22 protein-coding genes and 1 tRNA gene are annotated in these 22,964 nt (G+C 64.0%); 10 read left to right on the forward strand and 13 right to left on the reverse strand.

The features are described 5' to 3' along the window. Positions 1 to 2 precede the first annotated feature (2 nt). From HV773_RS24695 to HV773_RS24710, 4 genes are all read right to left on the reverse strand, one after another. Complete coding sequence (locus tag HV773_RS24695) at positions 3 to 977, reverse strand: branched-chain amino acid ABC transporter permease (protein ID WP_129561647.1); 975 nt, start codon at positions 975 to 977, stop codon at positions 3 to 5. A gap of 45 nt (positions 978 to 1,022) precedes the next feature. Beyond that, positions 1,023 to 1,484, reverse strand: a complete 462-nt coding sequence (locus HV773_RS24700) for an acyl-CoA thioesterase (RefSeq protein ID WP_129561646.1) — start codon at positions 1,482 to 1,484, stop codon at positions 1,023 to 1,025. Positions 1,485 to 1,557: 73 nt separating this feature from the next. After that, entirely contained in the window at positions 1,558 to 2,088 is a 531-nt protein-coding gene (locus HV773_RS24705; RefSeq protein ID WP_129561645.1) for an NUDIX domain-containing protein, read from the reverse strand. Positions 2,089 to 2,253: 165 nt separating this feature from the next. Then, entirely contained in the window at positions 2,254 to 3,486 is a 1,233-nt protein-coding gene (locus HV773_RS24710) for a YbfB/YjiJ family MFS transporter (protein WP_129561644.1), read from the reverse strand. A gap of 117 nt (positions 3,487 to 3,603) precedes the next feature. Here HV773_RS24710 and HV773_RS24715 point away from each other — a divergent pair, with 117 nt between their 5' ends. Continuing rightward, positions 3,604 to 4,533: a LysR substrate-binding domain-containing protein gene (locus HV773_RS24715; protein WP_129561643.1), complete on the forward strand. Its 930-nt coding sequence runs from the start codon at positions 3,604 to 3,606 to the stop codon at positions 4,531 to 4,533. 123 nt (positions 4,534 to 4,656) lie between these two features. Here HV773_RS24715 and alaS read toward each other — a convergent pair whose 3' ends face one another. Then, positions 4,657 to 7,281 (reverse strand): alanine--tRNA ligase, encoded by a 2,625-nt coding sequence (gene alaS / locus HV773_RS24720; protein ID WP_175197019.1) that lies wholly within the window; start codon positions 7,279 to 7,281, stop codon positions 4,657 to 4,659. A 356-nt stretch (positions 7,282 to 7,637) separates the two neighbouring features. On the opposite strand from alaS, the gene HV773_RS24725 reads away from it, so the two are divergent. Beyond that, positions 7,638 to 8,858, forward strand: a complete 1,221-nt coding sequence (locus HV773_RS24725) for a CaiB/BaiF CoA transferase family protein (protein ID WP_129561642.1) — start codon at positions 7,638 to 7,640, stop codon at positions 8,856 to 8,858. Between the two features lie 33 nt (positions 8,859 to 8,891). On the opposite strand, the gene HV773_RS24730 is transcribed toward HV773_RS24725, so the two are convergent. Beyond that, a complete protein-coding gene (locus HV773_RS24730; protein ID WP_129561641.1) occupies positions 8,892 to 9,470 on the reverse strand; it encodes an RBBP9/YdeN family alpha/beta hydrolase in 579 nt (192 codons plus the stop codon). A 177-nt stretch (positions 9,471 to 9,647) separates the two neighbouring features. Between HV773_RS24730 and HV773_RS24735 the strand changes: the two genes are divergently transcribed. Further along, positions 9,648 to 11,372 (forward strand): glutamine--tRNA ligase/YqeY domain fusion protein, encoded by a 1,725-nt coding sequence (locus HV773_RS24735; RefSeq protein ID WP_129561640.1) that lies wholly within the window; start codon positions 9,648 to 9,650, stop codon positions 11,370 to 11,372. 177 nt (positions 11,373 to 11,549) lie between these two features. Here HV773_RS24735 and HV773_RS24740 read toward each other — a convergent pair whose 3' ends face one another. Both HV773_RS24740 and HV773_RS24745 read right to left on the reverse strand, forming a co-directional pair. Beyond that, positions 11,550 to 11,999: an NUDIX hydrolase gene (locus HV773_RS24740; RefSeq protein ID WP_129561639.1), complete on the reverse strand. Its 450-nt coding sequence runs from the start codon at positions 11,997 to 11,999 to the stop codon at positions 11,550 to 11,552. A 7-nt stretch (positions 12,000 to 12,006) separates the two neighbouring features. Continuing rightward, positions 12,007 to 12,582, reverse strand: coding sequence for a hypothetical protein (locus tag HV773_RS24745; RefSeq protein WP_227875374.1), 576 nt, complete (start codon positions 12,580 to 12,582; stop codon positions 12,007 to 12,009). A 46-nt stretch (positions 12,583 to 12,628) separates the two neighbouring features. On the opposite strand from HV773_RS24745, the gene HV773_RS24750 reads away from it, so the two are divergent. After that, positions 12,629 to 12,868, forward strand: coding sequence for a hypothetical protein (locus HV773_RS24750; protein WP_160113447.1), 240 nt, complete (start codon positions 12,629 to 12,631; stop codon positions 12,866 to 12,868). 19 nt (positions 12,869 to 12,887) lie between these two features. Here HV773_RS24750 and HV773_RS24755 read toward each other — a convergent pair whose 3' ends face one another. Beyond that, positions 12,888 to 14,300, reverse strand: coding sequence for a cytochrome-c peroxidase (locus tag HV773_RS24755; protein ID WP_129561637.1), 1,413 nt, complete (start codon positions 14,298 to 14,300; stop codon positions 12,888 to 12,890). Between the two features lie 272 nt (positions 14,301 to 14,572). Here HV773_RS24755 and HV773_RS24760 point away from each other — a divergent pair, with 272 nt between their 5' ends. Next, on the forward strand, positions 14,573 to 16,156 hold the full coding sequence (locus tag HV773_RS24760; protein ID WP_129561636.1) for an acid phosphatase: 1,584 nt from the start codon (positions 14,573 to 14,575) through the stop codon (positions 16,154 to 16,156). Positions 16,157 to 16,382: 226 nt separating this feature from the next. On the opposite strand, the gene HV773_RS24765 is transcribed toward HV773_RS24760, so the two are convergent. The 3 genes from HV773_RS24765 to HV773_RS24775 all read right to left on the reverse strand — a co-directional run bounded on the left by HV773_RS24765 (position 16,383) and on the right by HV773_RS24775 (position 17,917). Continuing rightward, a tRNA-Arg gene (locus HV773_RS24765) sits at positions 16,383 to 16,459 on the reverse strand. Between the two features lie 137 nt (positions 16,460 to 16,596). After that, positions 16,597 to 17,427 (reverse strand): undecaprenyl-diphosphate phosphatase, encoded by an 831-nt coding sequence (locus HV773_RS24770; protein WP_129561635.1) that lies wholly within the window; start codon positions 17,425 to 17,427, stop codon positions 16,597 to 16,599. Positions 17,428 to 17,740: 313 nt separating this feature from the next. After that, the gene (locus HV773_RS24775; RefSeq protein WP_160113446.1) at positions 17,741 to 17,917 is read right to left on the reverse strand and encodes a hypothetical protein; all 177 of its coding nucleotides are present in this window, start codon (positions 17,915 to 17,917) and stop codon (positions 17,741 to 17,743) included. Between the two features lie 136 nt (positions 17,918 to 18,053). Between HV773_RS24775 and HV773_RS24780 the strand changes: the two genes are divergently transcribed. From HV773_RS24780 to HV773_RS24795, 4 genes are all read left to right on the forward strand, one after another. Continuing rightward, positions 18,054 to 18,965, forward strand: a complete 912-nt coding sequence (locus HV773_RS24780; RefSeq protein ID WP_129561633.1) for an aldose epimerase family protein — start codon at positions 18,054 to 18,056, stop codon at positions 18,963 to 18,965. A 170-nt stretch (positions 18,966 to 19,135) separates the two neighbouring features. Continuing rightward, positions 19,136 to 19,810, forward strand: coding sequence for a peptidoglycan DD-metalloendopeptidase family protein (locus HV773_RS24785; protein ID WP_343052378.1), 675 nt, complete (start codon positions 19,136 to 19,138; stop codon positions 19,808 to 19,810). A gap of 705 nt (positions 19,811 to 20,515) precedes the next feature. Beyond that, positions 20,516 to 20,839, forward strand: coding sequence for a DUF2288 domain-containing protein (locus HV773_RS24790; RefSeq protein ID WP_129561631.1), 324 nt, complete (start codon positions 20,516 to 20,518; stop codon positions 20,837 to 20,839). Next, on the forward strand, positions 20,836 to 22,191 hold the full coding sequence (locus HV773_RS24795) for an MATE family efflux transporter (RefSeq protein ID WP_227875373.1): 1,356 nt from the start codon (positions 20,836 to 20,838) through the stop codon (positions 22,189 to 22,191). The genes HV773_RS24790 and HV773_RS24795 overlap by 4 nt, the downstream gene beginning before the upstream one ends. Positions 22,192 to 22,218: 27 nt before the next feature. Here the strand turns inward: HV773_RS24795 and HV773_RS24800 are convergent, their stop codons facing one another. Beyond that, positions 22,219 to 22,386, reverse strand: a complete 168-nt coding sequence (locus tag HV773_RS24800; protein ID WP_174220041.1) for a hypothetical protein — start codon at positions 22,384 to 22,386, stop codon at positions 22,219 to 22,221. Between the two features lie 143 nt (positions 22,387 to 22,529). On the opposite strand from HV773_RS24800, the gene HV773_RS24805 reads away from it, so the two are divergent. After that, a complete protein-coding gene (locus tag HV773_RS24805; RefSeq protein ID WP_174220040.1) occupies positions 22,530 to 22,703 on the forward strand; it encodes a hypothetical protein in 174 nt (57 codons plus the stop codon). Positions 22,704 to 22,964 lie beyond the last annotated feature (261 nt).

Raw genomic sequence — 22,964 nt, forward strand, 5'->3', positions numbered from 1 at the left:
CGTCACGCGTCCCCGCCACGCTGGCCGCGTTGGCCGAACAGGCCCTGCGGGCGCACCGCGAGCATCGCGACCAGCAGCAGATACGGCAGCAGCGGCGCAATCTGCGCCAGCGTGAGCGCACGCCACGCTGGCGCGAGCGTCACGCCGAACTGCGCGGCCACACCGCCCAACGATACGTCGCTCGACACCGCGAAGGTTTGCAGCAAGCCCACCGCGAGCGCGGCGACGAACGCGCCGGAGAGCGACCCAAGGCCGCCCGTGACGACCACCACGAACACGATCGAGCCCATCGATTCGGCCATCGCCGGCTCGACCACGAAGAGCGGCGCGGCAACCACGCCCGCCAGCGCGGCGAGCGCCGTGCCTAGCGCGAACACCATCGTCTGCACGCGCGGCACATTGTGGCCGAGCGCTTCCACCGCCTCGCGATGCGTAAGCGCCGCACGCACCACGAGGCCCGTGCGCGAGACGCGCAGCGCCGCATGGATCGCGCCGAGCATCGCAATGGCCACGAGCATCGCGAACGCGCGATAGCGAGAGAACGCCGCGCCGCCGAACCGGAAGAGCGCGCCGTCGAGCCAGGCGGGCACGCTCACCGCGAGCGGTTGTAATCCCCACACGAGCTTGACCAGTTCGCCGATCGCGAGCGCCGCGCCGAAGGTCAGCAAAAGCGCATTGAGCGGATTGCCTGCCGTGTGCGTCGTACCTGGATTGGCCGAGTGCGCGCGGCGCAGCAGCGTGCATTCGAACGCGGCGCCCGCGAGGCCGGCGGCGAGCGGCGCGAGCACAAGCGCCCAGCCGAAGCCCAGCGTCGCCCCAAGCGTGACGCCCAGATACGCGCCGAGCATGTAGAAGCTCGCATGCGCGAAGTTGAGCACGCCGAGCATGCTGAAGATCAGCGTGAGTCCGGCGGACAACATGAACAGCAGCAGGCCGTAGCTTGCGCCGTTGAGCATGTCGATCAAGAAAGCCTGCACGGAGGCGCCCTGTGCGGTGTGGTTGTGTCGGGTGAACGCGCGCGTTCAGGCCGGCGGCACGCCGGCGCCTGCAACCACGAGTGGCGCCAGCGCGGCATGCAGGGCGCCAGGCAGCGCGCTCACGGGGCGGCGCGTGACGCGATCGACGTAGACGTGCACGAAATGCCCCTGCGCCGCGGGCGTGGACTCGCCTTCGCGAAACAGCCCAACTTCATAGCGCACACTCGACGAACCGAGCCGCGCCACGCGCAACCCCGCCTCCACGCGATCGGGAAATACGAGCGGCGCGAAGTAGTTGCACTGCGTTTCGACCACGAGCCCGATGGTCGTGCCGTGCTCGATATCGAGTGCCTGCGCGCGAATCAGATACTCGTTCACGACCGTGTCGAAGTAGCTGTAGTAGACGACATTGTTGACGTGGCCGTAGACGTCGTTGTCCATCCAGCGTGTGGTGATGGACAGGAAATGGCGATAGTCGGAACGCGCAATGGCAACGGGTCGGTTCATCTGGGGAGTCGATTCAACGAATAGGCGGGGTTCGAGATAACAACCGGGATTCGGGTAACGTCGCGATGCGCGCTCACTGTCCGGGCCGCTCGACGAACTCGAACGGCAGGCCGCGCCGGCGCATCCAGTCGCCGAGCGCCGGGCCCGTGCCCGCACGCCATGGCCGCAGCTTCGCGGGCTCGACGAGCTGGTATTCGAGCAACTCCGGCGAAAGCGCGATGGTGCCCGCCGCCTTCACGTGATACGCGATGATGAGCTCGTTCTTGCGGACGAATTCGTACACGCCCACGAGTTCGACGCTTTGCGCGCGCAACGCGGTCTCTTCGAACACCTCGCGCGCGATGCCCTCTTCCGGCGTTTCGCCGTTTTCGAGGAAGCCGGTGATGAGCGCGAACATGCCCTCGGGCCAGGCCGCGTTGCGCGCGAGCAGAATGCGCCCCTCGTACTCGACGATGGCGGCCACGACGGGCAACGGGTTGTTCCAATGGACATAGCCGCAGGCGAGGTCGGGACAGGCGAGGCGCACGCGGCCGCCCTCATGTTCGGGATCGGCGCGTTCGGTGAGACGCGACGCGCAACGCGGGCAAAACTGGTATTCGCTCATGAATCGGTAGGGATCGCAGGCAGGGGGCACGGCGGCCGTTGCGCGAGTACTCCGCAACGGCGTGCAATGGCAAAAAACGGCACGAAACGGCTATTTTAGTGCGCCATCGCGGGCGGCGTGCAGCGCCGATCTCTATCTCTGGCATCCCGGCAAGGGATGGTTCCCTCAGCCACGCGCTCGCATGGCGCGCCACACCAGTCCCGCCGCGCCTGAAAGCAGCGCCAGCGCCGCGAGCCCGAGCGACGGCGAGAACGAGCCCGTCGAAGCCGCCAGCGGCGCGGCCACGAGCGGTCCCGCAATCTGGCCGATCCCATACGCGCCGGTCGCATAGCCCATGAGCGCGGCCGCGTGATCGCCGCGCAGCAGGCGCGCCTCGCGCATGGCGAACAACGTGATCGCCGTGAACGGCAGGCCGATCAGCACGCTGCCGAGCGAGAAACCCACGGCGTTCGGCCAGACGATGCCGAGCGCGATGCCCAGCGCCTGCAGCACATAACACGCGGCAAGAATGAGCCGGTTGTCCCAGTGCAGCGGCACGCGCGCCGCCGAGAGCGCGCCCACGATCAGCGCAACGCCGAACATCGGCCAGAACAGGTCGGGCCACACGGAGCCCGGCAGCGCGTGGCGTGCGATCACGGGCAAGAAAGTCGCGGTAATGATGTAGCCGAAGCCCGGCACGCCGTACAGCAGCACGAGCCAGAAGGCGTCGGCGCGCGACCCATCTGCGGGCGTCGCCAGCGTGGCGGTTTGGGCCGATGGCGTTGTTGCTGCAACAGGAGAATCGCTGGCCTCGTCGTCGAACACCGGCCACACGAGCACCGTGATCAGCGCGCAGATCAGCCCGAAGCCGATCCAGCCCGCCCGCGCGCCCAGGCCGCCCGCCGCGCTCACCATCACCCCCGTCGCGACGATGCCGACGCCCGGCCCCGTGAAGATCACCCCGCCCCACGCGTTCGCGTCGAGCTGCGCGAGGCGCCGCAGGCCCCACTGCGAAGCGAACACGAAAGTCGCCGCGCTCACCGCGCCCGCCGCGAAGCGCACCACGGCCCAGATCCAGAACGAATGCGTCAGGCCCATCGCCACGATCAGGAGCGCCGTTGCCGCCAGCCCGGCGCGCACGATGCGCGCGGGTGCGAAGCGCAGCGCCACGCATCCCACCGCGCCGACAAAATAGCCCGCGTAGTTGAGCGACGCCAGCCAGCCGCCATGGCGCAAATCGAGCGCGCCGCCATGCAGCATCAACGGCAGCAGCGGCGTGAACGCGAAGCGCCCGACGCCGAGCGCCACCGCCAGCACCGCCATGCAGGCGAGCGCGGCGCGCCGCGCCGCGTGCGGGCGATGGGCCGGATGGGTGGGAAGCACGCGTGAGACGTCGGCGCGGGAAGCAATGTCGTTCATGATCGGCTGCGATTCCGTGGAAGGCGTCGCACAGGACGCCGGTGTGAGCATGGTAGTCGCCGCAAACGTTCACTAAAAATGAATTATGATGAATGAATCCATCCCGAGGAGAGAATTATGGATCTCGCCGCACTCGCGATCTTTCGCGCCGTCGTCCGCGAAAACGGCGTGACGCGGGCCGCCGCCAAGCTCAACCGGGTGCAATCGAACGTCACCACGCGCATCAAGCAGCTCGAAGACCAGCTCGGCACGCCGCTCTTCACGCGCGACGGCCGCCGCCTCGTGCTCACGCCCGCGGGCGAGACGCTGCTGCCCTACGCCGAGCGCCTGCTCGCCCTAGCCGACGAGGCGCGCCACGCCGTCAAGGCGGGCACGCCGAGCGGACGTCTGCGCTTGGGCACCATGGAAAGCATGGCGGCCACCCGTCTGCCAAGCGTTCTCGCGCGCTACCACCAGAATTGGCCCGAGGTCACGCTCGAACTGGAGACCGGCACCACGGGCCGCCTGATCGAACGTCTGCGCGAATTCGAAGTGGACGCCGCGCTGATCGCTACACCGCTCGCCGGCCCGCCCGACGCCGAAACGTTCGACTACGTGAAGGTGTACCGCGAGGAACTGGTGATGATCACGCCGCGCGGCCACCGGCCGATCCGCCAGCCCGGCGACGTCGCGCTCTCGACGCTCGTGGCGTTCGAGCGCGGCTGCGCCTACCGCAACTATGTGGAGGCCTGGTATCTGGAGCACGGCATCCGGCCCACGCGCGTGCTGGAGCTCGGCTCGTATCACGCGATCGTCGCGTGCGTGGCGGCGGGCGCCGGCGTGGCCGTTGCGCCTCGCGCCGTGCTCGAGCTGCAGCGCAACACCGACGAAGTGGCCATTCACTCGTTCGGAAAACTCGGCCAGGTCGACACGCTGCTCGTATGGCGGCGTGGGCACTTTTCACCCGCGCTGGACGCGTTGAAAACGGCGCTGCTGGAGCATGCGCAAAGCGAAGCACGCGCTCGTGAGGAGACGGCCAAGGCGGTGCGTTTGTCGACGAATGCCTGAGCGCAGCCGAGGGCGACCAAACCACGCCCGCGGCGCGCGCCCAAACAAAAAGGGCTGCCCTCTCGGACAGCCCTTTTGCATTGATCACATCGATCGCAGCGGCTTCTCAGCCGCGTTTGAGCCTTACAGCTTCGCTTCGACCCAGCCCTTCACGCCCGCGAGCGCGGCCGGCAGGTTGGCCGGCTCGGTGCCGCCCGCCTGCGCCATGTCCGGACGGCCACCGCCCTTGCCGCCCACCTGCTGGGCCACGAAGTTCACGAGCTCGCCAGCCTTGACCTTCTTGCTGGCCTCGGCCGTCACGCCCGCGATCAGGCTGACCTTGCCGCCGTCGACGGCCGCCAGCACGATCGCCGCGCTCTTGAGCTTGTCCTTGAGCTTGTCCACCGTTTCGCGCAGCGTCTTCGAGTCCGCGCCTTCGAGCGTGGCGGCCAGCACGTGCACGCCATTCACCTCGATGGCCTGGCCCGCGAGCTCATCGCCCTGGCTCGATGCCAGCTTCGACTTGAGCGCGCCCAGCTCCTTCTCGAGCGACTTCACCTGATCCTGCACCTGCGCGATACGCTGCGTGAGTTCCGAAGGCTGCGCCTTCAGAGCCGCCGCCGCCGCATTCACCCGCGCGTCGAGTTCCTGCACGAAGCGCACGGCGTTATCGCCCGTGATCGCTTCCACGCGGCGGATGCCTGCGGCCACGCCGCCTTCCACCACGATCTTGAACAGGCCAATGTCGCCGCTGCGGTTCACGTGCGTGCCACCGCACAGCTCGCGCGAGAAGCCAAGGTCGAGCACACGCACTTCGTCGCCGTACTTCTCGCCGAACAGCGCCATCGCGCCGCCCTTCACGGCTTCGTCGTACGGCAGCACGCGCACGATGCCGGGCGCGTTCGCCAGCACTTGCGCATTGACGATTTCTTCGACGCGACGAATCTGCTCATCGGTCATCGGCGCGTTGTGGGCGAAGTCGAAACGCGTCTTGTCGGCATCGACGAGCGAACCCTTCTGCTGCACGTGCTGGCCCAGCACTTCGCGCAGCGCCTTGTGCATCAAGTGCGTGGCCGAGTGGTTGCGCGCGGTGCGGGCACGACGGATGGCGTCGATTTCCGCCTTCACGGTATCGCCCACCTTGAGCGTGCCCTGCTCGAGCGTGCCGTGGTGGCCGCTCACGTCGGCTTGAACCTTGAGGGTGTCGGCCACGGCGAAGCGCACGCTTGCGTTCGAGATCACGCCCTGGTCGCCCACCTGGCCGCCCGACTCCGCGTAGAACGGCGTGTGGTCGAGCACGACCACGGCGTCCTGCCCGGTCTTCACTTCATTGACCGATGCGCCATCCACATAGAGCGCGACGATCTTCGCGTCGTCGAAGACGATTTCCTCATAGCCGTGGAACGTGGTCTTCGCGCCCGCGTATTCGAGGCCCTGCGCCATCTTGAACTTGCCCGCCGCGCGCGCCTGCTCGCGCTGGCGCGCCATGGCGTCGTCGAAGGCCGGTTCGTCGACCGTGACGTTGCGCTCGCGGCAGACGTCCGCCGTCAAGTCGAGCGGGAAGCCGTAGGTGTCGTGCAGCTTGAATGCGAGTTCGCCGTCGAGCGTCTTGCCGCCCCTGGCGTCGAGGTCAGCCAAGGCGGCATCGAGAATCGACATGCCGTGCTCGATGGTCTCGAAGAAGCGCTCTTCTTCCTGACGCAGCACATCAGTCACGCGCTGCTGCGCTTCCTTCAGTTCGGGATAGGCCGCGCCCATTTCCGTGACGAGGTCGTCCACGAGTTTGTGGAAGAAGCCGTTCTTGCGGCCGAGCTTGTAGCCATGGCGGATTGCACGGCGCACGATACGGCGCAGCACGTAGCCGCGGCCTTCGTTGCCCGGAATCACGCCGTCGACGATCAGGAACGAGCACGCGCGGATGTGGTCCGCGATCACCTTCAGCGAATTGTTCGTGAGGTCGGCGGTGCCGGTCTCGCGCCCAGCGGCCTTGATCAGGTTCTGGAACAGGTCGATCTCATAGTTGCTGTGCACGTGCTGCAGCACGGCGGCGAGGCGTTCCAGGCCCATGCCCGTGTCGACGCACTGCTTGGGCAGCGGCGTCATGTTGCCCTGGGCGTCGCGGTTGAACTGCATGAACACGAGATTCCAGATCTCGATGAAGCGGTCGCCGTCTTCTTCAGGAGACCCCGGGGGGCCGCCCCACACTTCCGGACCGTGGTCGTAGAACACTTCCGAGCACGGGCCGCAGGGGCCGGTGTCGGCCATCTGCCAGAAGTTGTCCGATGCGTAGCGCGCGCCCTTGTTGTCGCCGATGCGGATGATGCGCTCCGCCGGCACGCCCACTTCCTTCGCCCAGATGTCGAAGGCTTCGTCGTCTTCCTTGTAGACAGTGACCGTGAGCTTGTCGGCCGGCAGGCCGTAGACCTTGGTCAGCAGTTCCCAGCAGTAGTGGATCGCATCACGCTTGAAGTAGTCGCCGAACGAGAAGTTGCCGAGCATCTCGAAGAACGTGTGGTGGCGCGCGGTGTAGCCGACGTTTTCGAGGTCGTTGTGCTTGCCGCCCGCGCGCACGCTGCGCTGCGCCGTCGTGGCGCGCGAGTACGGGCGCGATTCGGTGCCGAGGAACACGTCCTTGAACTGCACCATGCCCGAGTTGGTGAACAGCAACGTGGGGTCGTTGCCCGGCACAAGGCTCGACGAGCGCACGATCGTGTGGCCCTTCGACTCGAAGAACTTGAGGAATTTCTCGCGGATTTCGGCGGCTTTCATGGCGTACTGTATTTACCTTCGGGGCGTTCAGTGCTGAATCTTGTGAGGTCGTCGAAGCCCGCGCATGGGCCTGGATTACTCCCGGATGCGCGCGGAATCGGCGATGCTGAATCGAACGATTATACGGGATCGCCGCGCGCTCGCGGCAGCGCGCTCAGGCAGCCTGCTCCATAGTGTGCGCGGGCGCGACAGCGCGCCGGCATGCCAGTCCACCTCGCCTTCCGAGTTCCGCACAGCGAAACTTTGTACCGAAAAATAACATCGCTGCGGACAGATCGCTTAAGATGCCTGGATCGGCCGCCGCGCTGCCCGCATGGGCGGCTACAGGCCACAGAACGACACTGGAAGACACAAGCATGGGCGCTCTCAGTCATATCCGCGTACTCGACCTCACCCGCGTCCTTGCCGGACCGTGGTGCGCGCAGACCCTCGCCGACTTCGGCGCTGACGTGATCAAGGTGGAACGCCCGGGCGCCGGCGACGACACGCGCCACTGGGGGCCTCCGTACCTGAAGACCCCGGACGGCCAGGACACAGCCGAAGCCGCCTACTATCTCGCGCCGAACCGCAACAAGCGCTCGGTGACGCTCGACATCGCGACGCCCGAGGGCCAGCGCATCGTGCGCGAGCTCGCGGCGCAAAGCGACGTCGTGCTGGAGAACTACAAGGTCGGGCAGCTCAAGAAGTACGGGCTCGACTACGAGTCGCTGCGCGCCGTGAAGCCCGATCTCATCTACTGCTCGGTGACCGGATTCGGCCAGACCGGGCCCTACGCGCCGCGCGCGGGCTACGACTTCATCGTGCAAGGCATGGGCGGCTTCATGAGCATCACGGGCGAGCGCGACAGCCTGCCGGGCGGCGGCCCGCAGAAGGCCGGCGTGGCGATCGCCGACCTCATGACCGGCATGTACTCGACCATCGCCGTGCTCACGGCGCTGGCGCACCGCGACCGCACGGGCGCCGGCCAGTACATCGACATGGCGCTGCTCGACGTGCAGGTGGCCATGCTCGCGAACATGAACACGAATTACCTCGCGAGCGGCACGCCGCCCGCGCGCTGGGGTAATGCGCATCCGAACATCGTGCCCTATCAGGCGTTCCAGACGACCGACAGCTGGATCATTCTCGCGGTGGGCAACGACGGGCAGTTCCGCAAGTTCGTCGAGGTCGCGGGCCGCCCCGAACTCGCCGACGACGAGCGCTTCGCCACCAATCCCGCGCGCGTGCGCAATCGCGACACGCTGGTGCCGATCGTCGCCGAGCTGATCCGCACGCGCAGCAAGGCCGACTGGATCGGCGCGCTCGAAGGCGCGGGCGTGCCGTGCGGGCCGATCAACAACCTCGCGGAAGTGTTCGAGAACGAGCAGGTAGTGTCACGCGGCATGCAGGTCGATGTGCCGCACCCCTCGGGCGCGACGGCGCGGCTCGTGCGCAACCCCATCCGCATGAGCGAGACGCCGCCCACCGTGACGAGCCATCCGCCGACGCTGGGCGAGCACACCGTGGAGGTACTGCGCGACGTGCTCGGTTATAGCGAGGAGCAGGTGGCGGCGTTGCGCGGCCAGGGCGTGGCCTGAAGCGCGGGTAACGAGGTGGGCGTGAGGTGGGCGTCAACCCACCCCGCCCTTGCGCATCGACATTAGCCATTCGAAGCCCTGCGGCCAGTCCCCCAAACCGCTTTCCGCATTGATGTGCCCGCGCGCGCCGATCTCGATCCAGCGGCTGTCCCACGCGCGCGCGCAGCGCTCGGCAAATGCGAGCCCGCCATAAGGATCGTCGCTGCTCGCCACGACAATGCTCGCGAACGGCAGCACCGGCGCCGGTTCGAGCGGCACCGGATCGAAGCCGCTCGCATCGCGCGGAAATTCGGGACCGTCCGGGTCGGGCACCGCCACCAGCAGCGCGCCCGCGACCTTCGCGAGCGTCGCCGCGCTCGCGTGATGCGCCGCCCAGTGCGCGATTGTGAGACAGCCGAGACTGTGCGCCGCCAGCAGTACGCCGCCCTCGCCCGCCGCATCGGCATTCAATGTGGCTTCGAGCGTGCGACACCATGCGTTGCAATCCGGATGCATCCAGTCGGGCATGCGCACTCGCTCGAACCCCGCGTGTGTGGCTTCCCAGCGCGTTTGCCAATGCCCCGGCCCCGAGTTCATATAGCCCGGCAACACCAGCATCCGTGGTTTGTTCATCGTCGTTTTTCCTTCGGTTCTTTCCAGGCCACGCAGCAGCCCGCGCAACGCGCCGGCGCAACGCCCGCGAGCCGGGACTGGCAGGCCCCACCTCGTCAGGTAGAATGGAAGACACCACTGGGCGCCGGATTGAGCCTTTCCTTATGTACCGCGCCCTCGAACGACTTCCCTTTTCGCATGAATACCGAACGTAAAGACGCCGACCGCACGGACGCGCCTGCGGCATCCAATTTCATCCGCAACATCATCGACGACGACAACCGCTCGGGCAAGTGGGCGCAGCGCGTGGAAACGCGCTTCCCGCCGGAGCCGAATGGCTATCTGCACATCGGCCACGCGAAGAGCATCTGCCTGAACTTCGGCGTGGCGAAGAGCTATGGTGGCGTGTGCCATCTGCGTTTCGACGACACCAATCCTGAAAAGGAAAGCGTCGAGTACGTCAATTCGATCATCGACGCCGTCACCTGGCTCGGCTTCGAGTGGAAGAAGGACAACGACGACCGCGACTACCTCTTCTACGCGAGCGACTACTACGACAAGCTCTACGAGTTCGCCGAGTTGCTGATCCAACGCGGCAAAGCCTACGTGGACAGCCAGTCGCCGGAAGAGATGCGCGCGAACCGCGGCTCGGCCACGGAAGCCGGCAAGAACTCGCCGTTCCGCGACCGCTCCGTCGATGAAAACCTCGACCTGTTCCGCCGCATGAGGGCTGGCGAGTTCGAGGAAGGCGCGCACGTGCTGCGCGCGAAGATCGACATGGCGTCGCCGAACTTCAACATGCGCGACCCGGTGATCTACCGGATCCGCTTCGCACATCACTACCGCACCGGCGACAAATGGTGCGTGTATCCGATGTACGACTACACGCACTGCATCTCGGACGCGCTCGAGAACATCACGCACTCGCTGTGCACGCTGGAGTTCGAAGACCATCGTCCGCTCTACGACTGGGTGCTCAACGAACTCGCCGACGCCGGCGTCTTCACGCGCCCGCTGCCGCAGCAAATCGAGTTCTCGCGCCTGAACCTCACCTACGCGATCACCAGCAAGCGCAAGCTGCTGCAGCTCGTGACCGAAGGCCATGTGGACGGCTGGGACGACCCGCGCATGCCCACCATCGTCGGCGTGCGCCGGCGCGGCTTCACGCCTGAAGCGATTCACCTGTTCTGCGATCGCATCGGCGTAACCAAGGTCGATTCGTGGATCGACATGAGCATCCTCGAAGGCGCGCTGCGCGACGATCTCGACGACAAGGCGCCGCGCACGGCCGCCGTGCTCGACCCGCTCAAGCTCATCATCGACAACTATCCCGAAGGTCAAAGCGAAGACTGCACTGCGCCCGTGCATCCGCATCACCCGGAACGCGGCCTGCGCACGTTCCCGATCTCGCGCGAGTTGTGGATCGAGCGCGAGGACTTCAATGAGACGCCGCCCAAGGGCTATTTCCGCCTGTTCCCGGGCAACAAGGTGCGTTTGCGCTATGGCTTCGTGATCGAATGCACGGGCGCGGACAAGGACGAGAACGGCAACGTGATCGCCGTGCACTGCAATTACTTCCCGGACAGCAAGTCTGGCACGGAAGGCGCGAACAACTACAAGGTCAAGGGCAACATCCACTGGGTGAGCGCGCCGCATGCGTGCCCGGCGGAAGTGCGCCTCTACGACCGTTTGTTCCGCGAAGAGCAGCCCGACGCGGGCGGTCGCGACTACCTCGAAGCGCTCAACCCGGATTCCAAGCGCGTGACGCAGGCGTATCTGGAGCCGGGCGCGCGCGACGCGGCGCCGGAAGACCGCTATCAGTTCGAGCGCCATGGCTACTTCGTCGCCGACCGCTACGACTCAAAGCCGGGTGCACCGGTGTTCAACCGCATCGTCGGCCTGCGCGACAGTTGGGGCAAGTAAGCAAGCAAAAGCGGCAGAAGGTATTGCCGCTTCAGCTCCAGATGCAAAAAACCCGCACGTTCTGAACTGAACCCCTTAAGTTGGACACCGATCCAACCTTTGGGGTGCAGGTCAGTTCAACACGTGCGGTTTTTTTTATTTGTCCGGGTCCGCCAGCGCGGCAGCCGTATGCGTCAGTCAAAGCTGGCCGTGCAGCCCGGCGAGCGAGAGCGTTGTGCCGAAGAGCCGCGCGAGACTGCGGCTTGCGTACTGGTCCACGTCGGCGGGCGCGACCCATGCCCAGGCGTCCATCTCGGGAATCATCACGCCGTCGTAACGACGCGGGAAAAGCGACACGCAGTGGCATTGCGACAGATCGAGCTCCCCTGCTTCGGCACGCACCGCGAACAGATGCAGATCCTTATCGCGCCGATACACGAAGCGCCCAAGATCGACAAGCCGCGCCGCGTCGATCGCGATACCGGTCTCCTCGACCATTTCACGCAATGCGCTTTGCGCCTCGGTTTCGCCGGGCTCGCCCTGCCCCTTCGGAATGTCCCAGTGACCGGTGCCGGTCGCGTGCGCGAGCAGCACGCGACCGATCGGGTCGAGCAGCACGATGCCGCACGAGACGGTCTTGCCGTTCACTGCGTGCTCAGTGCTTCTTCTGATAGACCCAGGCGCCGCTGCCGACACGGCAGAACTGCGGACGCAGCGTCATCGACTGCCCCTTCGCGGTCACGACCACTTCCGAATCGCGGCAGGTTTTGTCGCCGTCCTTCTGGGTCTTATTCGGCGTAATGGTGGCTTCCATCTTCACGGGGTTGCGAAGACCATCGTTATTCCAGTTGGAGGTTTCGCCATCCGACTTGTTCGCAATCGAATCCCGCACCGCGCTGGCGAGCGACTTGTAGTCCGCCGGCGTCATCCAGCTAGCCGGCGTGTCATTGAGGAAACCCAGATTGGCAGCCTGAGCGGCCGAACCCGCCGACAGCAGGAATGCGGCAGCAAGGCCGGACAGAATACGGGGCGACTTCAGCATTGAGCGTTCTCCCTGATGGAGTGTTAAATGGGATGTGAAATTGCCGAAAAGAATAACACGCACCCCAATTTTTACCTGCCCCAGCGCGGCGAGGCCACGGTGCGCCTCACCCATCACAAGGGTGAATTTTCGACTGAATTCCGCAAGCGTTTCGGATTGATCCGATAGCGATTCAGGCAGGCGGTCCATAAGCTTTGCCTATCAATCACTTACGCACCGCTAGGCATTTCCCGTCATGACTTACGCCATCGCCCTACGGATCTTTGCCGTGATGCTGTCTCTACTGGCCATTGGGCTCATGGCCATGATCGCCCAGCACACACACAAGCCTCGGCCCGAGGCGAATGTGCCGTTCGCCATTCACTTCGAGAGCGGGCCGCGCTGGCCCGAAACCATGTTGCGCGGCGGCGTCCTGTGCCTGCTCGCCTCGTTCGTCGTGCTCACGGCCACCTGCATCCTGATTGCGGGCAACTGACCTGGCACTCGTTACACGCTCAATGGGCCGAAGGCTGCCAGCCATCGGTGAGCGTACCTAGAAACGCCACCACGTCCTTGATCTCCGCGTCGGTAAATACCGGCGCATCGCCTGGCTTACGATCGAACGGCGCCTCGGTATTGAGGTTCGCCCAATACTGGCGCGGCAGATCATCGAACTTTTTCACCTTGCCCTTCACCACCGGATAGAACTCGTCCGGATTCGTGTCGCGCCGCGCGTAAAAACGCATCACGTCCTCCAGCGAGTGATAGATGCCGTTGTGGAAGAACGTCTTCTTGAGCGCGACGTTGCGCAGCGTCGGCGTGCGGAACAGTCCGCAAAATTCGGCGCGGCCGCCCAGATCGGTGCGTTCCGGCCCGCACGCGCCCAGATCGAAGAAGCGCGGATCGCGATTCACCGCGAGCGCGCGGTTGCGCGGCACGCCAACCGCAATCAGCCCAAAGTCGCTGAACTGCGGCGGCGAGCCATCTTTCGCGCGCTGGCTGATGTGGCAGCTCGCACAATTGCCCTTCGTCTCGTCGTTGAATAACTGCAGGCCGCGCAACTCCGCCGCTGTGAGCGTCGTCCTGCCCGCGAGGTACGCGTCGTACTTGCTCGTGTACGGATAGAACACCTCCGGCGTCTGCTCGAAGGTTTCCAGCGACTTCAGTACGGCCTTGAAGGTGGCCTCCTCGTCGTCGAGGACCTGCTCGCCGAATGCCTCGCGAAACGCGTTCGCGTAAGGCGCCGCGCGCACCGCATCGGCCACCTTGCGCGGCGTGCTGGCCATCTCGAACGAGGAAAGCAGCGGGATACGTGCCTGGTCCGCGCCACGATCGACCCGGCCATCCCAGGTGAGACCGCCCGTTGGACCGGCGTCGACGCTCTCGTCGCCTTCGTCGTCGGAGTCGTGATAGTGCTCCGCAAACGGCGGCACCGCCTGCAAATACCTGAGCGTCGGCACGGCGCGCATGCCGGGGCGGTGCATATCCGCACCGCCGATCTGCACGTCGAGCGCGTTGGCTGGCGTGAAGGCGCGATCCGGGTTATGACAGGTCGCGCACGACATCTTGCCCGAGCCCGAGAGCGAGGGATCAAAGAACATCTGCTTGCCGAGCGCCGTCATGCGGCGCACCTGGGCGTAGACCTCGGCGCGTGACTGGCCGTGCGGCTGGCCGGTGGACGCTGCCGTCGAACCAGGCACGGACATGGCGATCTTCATTGGCTTCGCGCCGCGCCCTTCATTCGCTCCGCTCACGCCTTGATCGACGCCACCGGTGTTCTCCGTCCGGGGCGTGCCGCCATCGCACGCTGTCAGCGACGCCAGCACACCCACTACCAGCAACAGACGGCCATAACGGCTTGAGCGCCCTGCCGGGGCGTGCGTCTGAAACTGTGTCTGCGTCGACTGACGCGCCAATCTTTGCAACATGAAGGGATCCCCAAAACTCGCTCGCTGCGGCACGCGTATGGCCAAACGCCATCGCGCATCGAAATCGCGAAAGCGTATGTCAATCACATGACGAACAGATGACTCCACGTAAGCACGAAGTCATGCAATCACAGGGATCAAAAAAGCAAAACGTAATTATTTACATACGACTGTCAAATTACGCTGAGACACTGCGCGTCGCCCGATGGCCGGCTTCGCGACAATGTCCGCGCGCTGGCCGCCATGAGGCCCCCAACGCGAGAGAGAAAAGAATGCTCAAGAAAAAATGGTTCTACGCAACGCCGATTGCGATCGCAGCGGCGACGCTGAGCGTAGTGGCATGCGGCGGCAGTGACGACAAGAAGGCCGACCTGTCGTCGGTCAAGAACATCGTCGTGATCTACGCGGAAAACCGCAGCTTCGACAATCTGTACGGCAACTTCCCCGGCGCCAACGGCCTGCAGAACGTGAGCGCGCAAAGCGCGCAGCAGCTCGACCGTGACGGCTCGGCGCTCGCCACGCTGCCGACCGTCTGGAATGGCCTCACGCAAACGGGCGTCACGCCCGTGGTGACGGCGGCGATGACCGAGAACATGCCGAACGCGCCGTTCGCCATCGACGATCCGAAGGGCTTCAACGTGCCGCTCTCGGTGACGACCCGCGACCTCTATCACCGCTTCTACGAAAACCAGATGCAGATCCACGGCGGCAAGAACGACATGTTCGCCGCGTGGGCCGACTCAGGCGGCCTCGTGATGGGCCACTACACGACGAACGCGCAAACGCTGCCGCTCTGGAAAATCGCGCAGCAATACACGCTTGCCGACAATTTCTTCATGGGCGCGTTCGGCGGCTCGTTCCTGAATCACCAGTGGCTCGTGTGCGCGTGCACGCCCTATTACGCGAGCGCGGACAAGAGCCCGGCAGCCAGTTCGATCTCGGCCGTCAACGCCGATGGCGTTTCGCTCACGCTCGCCTCGAACTCGCCGGCGTCGGCGCTCGGCGGCGCACCGAAATTCGTGAAGTCGGGCAACCTCACGCCCGACTTCTACGCGATCAACACAATGCAGCCGCCGTACCAGCCGAGCGGCAACAAGGCCGCTTCCGGCGGCGACACAAATCTGGCCGACCCGAATGCGGCATCGACGCTGCCACCGCAAACCTCGCAAACCATCGGCGACCTGCTCTCGAACGCGGGCGTCTCGTGGGCGTGGTACGGCGGCGCATGGGGCGCGGCCTTGAGCGCAGCGCAAAACAGCACGTCGAACGTGATCTACGGCGCAAACATGACGGCGCCGAACTTTCAGCCGCACCATCAGCCGTTCAACTACTTCGCGAACTACGCGCCGGGCACCGACGCGCGCGCGAAACACCTGCTCGACGGCGGCATGGACGGCAGCGAGTTCATCAAGGCGATCGACGCGGGCACGCTGCCGCAAGTGGCGTTCTACAAGCCCCAGGGCAACCTCAACGAGCACGCGGGCTACACCGACGTGACGAGCGGCGATCAGCACATCGCCGACGTCATTGCGCATCTGCAAAAGAGCCCGCAGTGGAACAACATGGTCGTGATCGTCACGTATGACGAGAACGGCGGCTTCTGGGATCACGTCGCGCCGCCCAAGGGCGACCGCTGGGGCCCGGGCTCGCGCATTCCGGCGCTGGTCATCTCGCCGTATGCGAAGAAGGGTTACGTCGATCATACGCAGTACGACACGACTTCGATCCTGCGCCTCATCACGCGACGCTTTGCGCTGCCCGCGCTGCCGGGCCTCACCGCGCGCGACGTCGCGCTCAAGACCAACGGCGCGCCGGCGATGGGCGATTTGACCAATTCGCTTGATTTGAAGCTTTAAGCCATTGTGACCACGATGGCTGGGCGTCGAGAGCGTTCGGCTTTTTTCTCGGGCAGCGTTGGCTGCCCGTTTTTTTGGATCAAGATCTGTAGACGATATCTCGCAGCCAGTCCATCGACCGCGCTGGCGCTCCAGCATTGCTGAAAAATGCTTACACCAGCGCTTACACGGAGTCCAGAAAGCAAAAAGCCCGGCTTTAGAAACCGGGCTAAGTGCTTGAATTCATTGGCGCGACAGGAGGGGCTCGAACCCCCGACCCTCGGCTTAGAAGGCCGATGCTCTATCCAGCTGAGCTACTGTCGCGTGAGTGGTCTGCAAGGCTATGCGCCGCAGGCACGGCGCAGACGGGCGTGGATTATACCTCGTCCGGCCCGCACCGGCCCTGCCCGATTGTGGTCCCACGGCGTCTACAGCAACGCGGCACCAACACAGTCAAATCATCAAACCGGCTGCTGATGCGTCACGAACCAACCGAGAAAGACCGCGCCCGCGATCACGCAGTACAACCCGAACGATGCGAGACGGCCGCGCCCTTCGAAATATCGCATCAGGAATTTCACGCTCAGCCACGCAGCGATGCCGGTCAGCACGCCCCCCACCAGGGCGGTCATGAGTTGGTCGTGCGCATGAAAGAGCTTCGGCAGTTCGAGCACGCCTGCCGCGAAGATGATAGGCGTGCCGAGCAGGAACGAGAACTCAGCGGCCTTCTCTGCGGTGAGACCCGCGGCGTTGCCCGCGATCATCGTCAGGCCGCTACGCGAGAAGCCAGGAATCAGCGCACCAATCTGCGCGAGGCCAACGAGAAATGCCTGGCGGAACGTGAGTTTCTCGGGCGGACGATGTGTGCGCGCACGCTGCAAGCGGTCGCCGAACCACAGCAGCACGCCGTTCACCATCAGCGCCGCGGCAACGATCCGCAGATCATGGAAGATCGCCTCGATGCGCTTTTCGAGCAAGAGACCAACAAGACCCGTCGGAATCGTGCCGATGATGAGCGCCCACATCATGTGACCGTCGTCATTCTTGCGCCCGCCGAGTGAAGCGAAAAAGCCGCTGATGAGCGCGACCCAGCGCGCACGGAAATACCAGAGCAGCGCGACCGCCGTACCCAGGTGCAGCGCAACGAGGAACGGCAGGAGCTGCGGAGCATGCTTGTCGATATGCATGCCGAAGAGCGCCGGTACGAGCAAGGTATGGCCAAGACTGCTGACCGGGAAAAGCTCCGTGACACCCTGCAGCACGCTCAGGAAGAATAGAAACGAGAGACTCACGCGGGGATCCTCGAGATGGTTGGACAGAGTGCCGGACCATCACGGGGGACGGTGCGGCAAGGCGCACCGATTATGCCGGGGCCGTATTACAGCGCCAAGCATCGAGACTCATTTGTCTGAAAAGTTACCGCGTCGCAACAAAATTGTGCGGAGAAAAATCGAATTCGCGTAACAAAGGAATGGAAAATTCGAGCGCGAACAAACCCTATGGGTAACCTGTTCGCAAGATGGAAGATGTGAACCGAAAGTCGGAGCGAAGAAACACGAAAGAATAATGAAAGCGTTGTGACCTGTTGCTCAGGTGAATGATCGATCAGCGGGCGACCTTATAGAAGAAGTACGCGCTGCTGCCGATAAACAAACTGAACAGTCCCATTCCCATCGCCATGGCGAGATCCATTTTGGCGCCCTCCTTCTTCGTTTCTTCGTTGCCACGTGCGCAATCGCACGATTCAGGGCGATTATGGGCTTGCAGAAGCTTGCGCAACACCCACGATTTCCCGACAAGGGTTTCCACGCATCCGAAAGCGGCGCACAATCCCTGGGCGCATCGAACACCGACGCAGTCCCGGCTTTGAACCCATCTCGCCGTTGCCCTCTCCTTCCTTTCGACTCAACGCCCGCCCATGGAATCAAGCCCTCAACACGATATTCTCGAACTTACCCGCGGCGCCTCGACCTTGCGTCTGGCACCGCGGGCCGGCGCGCGGCTGCTGTCGTGGCACGTTGACGGCAGGCCGGTCATCCGCTGGCCCGACAACGCGAACTGGGATCAGCCAGCACGCGTGCGCGGCGGCAATCCCCTGCTCTTCCCGTTTCTTGGGCGCCATTTCGTCGATGGCCAGATCGGCCGCTGGCGCGATGTTCAGGGCGTCGTGCACGATCTGCCGACGCACGGCCTCGCGCGAGATCTCCCGTTCACCGCCAAAGTCGATGCCGATGGGCGCGGCGTGAGCATGACACTGGTGGACTCCGCGGCCACTCACAGTGGCTACCCATTCGCATTTCGCTTCGAAGCGGCCTACCGGCTCGCCGACGATCACACACTCGATGTCGTACTCACCGCGACGAATACCGGCGACGCGCCCATGCCCTGGTATGCGGGCCATCACTTCTACTTCGAGTTGCCGCATGAGCAGCGCGCGCAGAGCACGCTCGACCTGCCACCGACACAGCGTCGCCATCAGTTGCCCGATGGTTCGATCAGCGCGCCGGAGTCTGGCGAGCAGCAGTATTGCCTCGACGATGCGCGCATTCAGGACCGCTTTCACGTGCTCGAACGATCAGCGCCGGTGGGGCCGGTACGATTGGTTGCGCCTGGGCTCGAGCATGCGGTCACATTCGACCTCGACCGGCCGGGCTCGCTCCCCTGGTACGCGGTGACGACTTGGACCGAAGCGGCCGACTCTGACTTTTACTGCGTCGAACCATGGCTCGGCCTGCCCGATGCCATTCACAACGGCCTCGGCCTGCGCTGGCTCGCCCCAGGCACCACCGAAGCCGCGGCCTTGCGCTTGCGCTTCGAAGCGCTCGCCTGATATGCGGCGCGTTGCCGCCCTACAGCCTCTGATGGGTGATTGCGCCAGCCGATTCGTCAGGGGAAAAACGCAGGCGTGGCGCCAAATTCGCTAGAATTGAACGTTTTGTTTTGCCGGAACGGTGCCCCTCCCCGAGGCGAACCGCCGGCAGCGTCTTGCGAGGATCAACGTTGGCAAAGGGATTTAGACGTTTTGCATGCGCGGCGCTCGTCGCGCTGCTCGCGGCGTGCGGATCGGCACCGGTCGGCCCCGGGTTCTACCGCGTGGAGCGCGGCGACACGGTCAGCAAAATCGCACGCAGCAACCGCCAGTCGGTTTCGAATATCGTGCGCTGGAACAATCTGCCGAACCCCGACTCGATCGAAGTCGGCCAGGTGCTGCGCGTCGCGCCGCCGGGCGGCTCGTCGGCCAGCGCCCAGCGCACCGCCCCGCGCCAGGACACTGCGGACAGCGCGAGCACGGCCGCCGCGCCCGCTTCGTCCATTTCGCTCATCTGGCCGACCACGGGCCAAGTCGTCCGCAACTTTGATGGACGCGACTCCAAGGGCATCGACATGGTCAACAGCGCCGGCACGCCTATCGTCGCCGCTGCACCGGGCACGGTCGTGTATGCCGGCAATGGCCTGCGCGGCTACGGCAACCTGCTGATCATCAAACACGACAGCGAATACCTGACTGCCTACGCGCACAATCAGGCGTTGCTCGTGAAGGAAGGCGAGACCGTGACGCAGGGGCAAAAGATCGCCGAAATGGGCAGCAGCGACAGTGATCGCGTCATGCTGCATTTCGAACTGCGCTATCAAGGACGCTCGATCGATCCGGCTCGAGACTTGCCGCCGCGCTAACTGGTTTCGGCAAAAAAAAGCCCGGCATGATGCCGGGCTAACGGGGGTTTGGCGCATATCGGCAAAGGACCGGTTTACCATGCGCCGAGTGGCAATCTATCAACGCGCCTCTGACGGCGCAATCACTTAATTAGATCGAAAATGTGTCGCGGCGCACGGATTATGTGTCGCATCAATTTCCGATGACGAATCGACCCGCCGGCGTTACAGCATTCGAGCATAAATGTGCGCATTGCAGCGCGCTATGCATAGTCGGCTGAAAATGCCGAAAAGGCTTGTGGGACGGGCGTAGCGGCGTGTTAACAAGTGCGCCCGAAGAAGCATTGCACGCTGCATTATCCCGCACCGCAATACTGCATGTCGAAGCCGTTCGCTCACCTTTCTATTTGGTGTGCAAGCGCACAAATAAATGCAATTATCCGCGAGAGTGGAATTTTTGAAACACCGAATTTCGGCTTCGAGATTGCCATCTTTTATCAGACTTTTTGCTCATCCGGCTGTTGGCGCTTTTTGTCCGATTAATCATCGAAAGTCGAATTTCCTATGCGTTCTTTCTACTGCGCATTCACGCATCCGACTAGTCCGCTTGCATGAATCGCGAGTGGGCCCGATCTTCCGCTCGATACTCGGCACCATGTCGGGCGGCAGGCCGCCCATCCGCAACCTATCGTTTATAGTAACGCCCGCAACTCAATACCTAAGACCATGACTACCGACGCCACGACTCCCCACGACGACGCCCCTAGCCCGCTTTACGCAAAGTTGCTTGGCGAGACCGCCAAGATCGATTGGCAGGACCTCGAACGATTTTTCGCCCAAGGCAAGCTGCTCGCGGTCGCACGCGACCTCGACCTCGTGAGCATCGCCGAAGCCATTGCAAGCGACAACGGCGAGCAAGTGACGCAATGGCTCTCCGCCGGCCTCATTGAACGCATGCAGGCTTCGACTGCCGCCGACTACGCCGAACGCAAGCCCGAACTCTGGGCCGTTGTAGTTTCTCCGTGGATCTGCGTGCAGGAACGCAGTTGAGCGAGAATCTGGCACTTCCGACGCGCGGTGGCTGGCATCGGCGCGTGTTGGTGCTGGCTTTTCCGATCGTCCTCGCGAATCTCACCCAGCCCATTCTGGGCGCCGTCGATACGGCTGTCGCTGGCCATCTGGGCAGTGCCGCAGATCTCGGCGGCGTCGCGCTGGGAGGCCTTTTTTTCAACTGTGTGTTCTGGGGCTTCGGCTTTCTGCGCATGGGCACCACCGGGCTCGTCGCACAAGCATTCGGCGCTGACGATCAACCCAGCTTGCGAGCAAACGTCGTGCGAGCCTTGCTGCTCGCTTTCGGCATAGGCGCGTTGATCTTGCTGATGCAGTCCCCGCTGATCCACTATGTCCTCGAACTGATCGGTGGCAGCGACGAAGTCCAGCGCAATGCGCGTATCTATTGCCATGCCCGCATTGGTTCAGCGCCGTTTGCGCTGGCGAACTATGTCGTGCTCGGCTACCTGCTCGGCACACAACGCGTACGTATCGCACTGATCTCGCAGGTGCTCATCAACGTCGTCAATGTGATTGCCGTGCTCGCCTACGTTTATGGATTCGGCTGGGGCATTGCGGGGATTGGCGCAGCGACGGCAACCGCCGACACGATGGGCTTCGCGTTCGGCGCTGCCGTGCTGTGGCACCTGCGGCCGCGCAATCTCGCGCCGCTAGCGTGGCGCACGATCGTCGAGCCGGCCGCGCTCAAGCGTCTCGTGGCAATCAATCGTGACATCTTTCTGCGCACGATGTGCCTGCTGGGTTCGTTCGGCTGGTTCGCGCACGTAGGCGCAAGACAAGGCGATGCGATCCTTGCAGCCAATGCGTTGCTGCTCAATTTCCAGACTTTCATGGCATACGGGCTCGATGGCTTCGCTCACGCCACCGAAGCACTCGTGGGTGCGGCGATTGGCGCACGCGACCGCGACGCTTTTCGGCAAGCGGTCAAGGTGAACCTGTTCTGGGCGGTGCTGGGTGCGCTCGGGTTTTCAGTGGTCTACTGGGGCGCCGGTACGTGGATCATCACACAATTGACCGACCAGCCTGCCGTGCGCGCAGCCGCGCAAACCTTTCTGCCATGGGCGGCACTCTCGCCACTCATTTCCGTGTGGGGTTTCCTGCTCGACGGAGTTTTCATCGGCGCCACCCGCACCCGCGAATTGATGCAGGCCATGGCTGCCTCGCTGCTTGTTTTCCTCGTCGCCTCGTGGGCGCTTGTTGGCCCATTCGGCAATCACGGTCTCTGGATGGCGTTGCTGATCTTCATGGCAGCGCGCGGCTTGACCCTGTCCCCGCTCCTACCCCGGATCACTGGCGCCATTCAAGCCGCCAAAGTGAAGCAGGCGCCCTGAGGCGCCTGCTTTCGTCCGCTGGCGCGCTTACTGCGCCGGCGGCGTTTCGCTCATCATCGGGGGACGATCATCGGTCGGAACGCCGTGATAATCGGCCGGATCGTGGGGCGGCGGCCCATGATGCTTGGTGGTTGCATCGTCGGCGCATGCAGAAAGCAGTGCAATCATCGCTATGGCCAGCCAGGCACGTGACATCAACGCAAACTCCTTCAAATAATGTTGCTGTGCAGCAGTCTAACGCGTGCGAGACGCATTTGACGGCTCGCGAACATTGCTATTTTTTTCCTGCCTGTCTCTGTCCTAAGATACTCACATGGCTGCAACCGAAGGAGGCTGCCATGGATGCCGAAACTATTGCGGGTCTGATCGGCCTTGCTGTCGGTCTGCTGGTTCTGCTCGGGCTATCGATTTTTGAATCGCGCGCCTACAAGCAGGAGCACGACGGCGAAGGCATGATGCACCACTGGCTGGCCGAGCATCATGTGCTCGACCGCATGCGTCGCAGGCACTGAACTGACATATCGGGGCCGCCGAACGGTCTCCATACGTCGCAGTGAGCTTTCTCTTGGCGCGGCTGGACTTTCCAGCCGGGAGGGTCTTTTTGTTGTCACGCTCTGACGCTTAGTCTGGGAAGACTAAGCGCGCGTTGCATTTTCCACGCACGTAAACGCCAGAACCCCGGCGCTCTTTCGGAGCCACCGGGGTTCTGGACGTACTGCATAGGGAGCCTGACGATTACCTACTTTCACACGGGCAATCCGCACTATCATCGG

The organism is Paraburkholderia caffeinitolerans (assembly GCF_902859945.1).
GTDB classification, from domain to species: domain Bacteria; phylum Pseudomonadota; class Gammaproteobacteria; order Burkholderiales; family Burkholderiaceae; genus Paraburkholderia; species Paraburkholderia caffeinitolerans.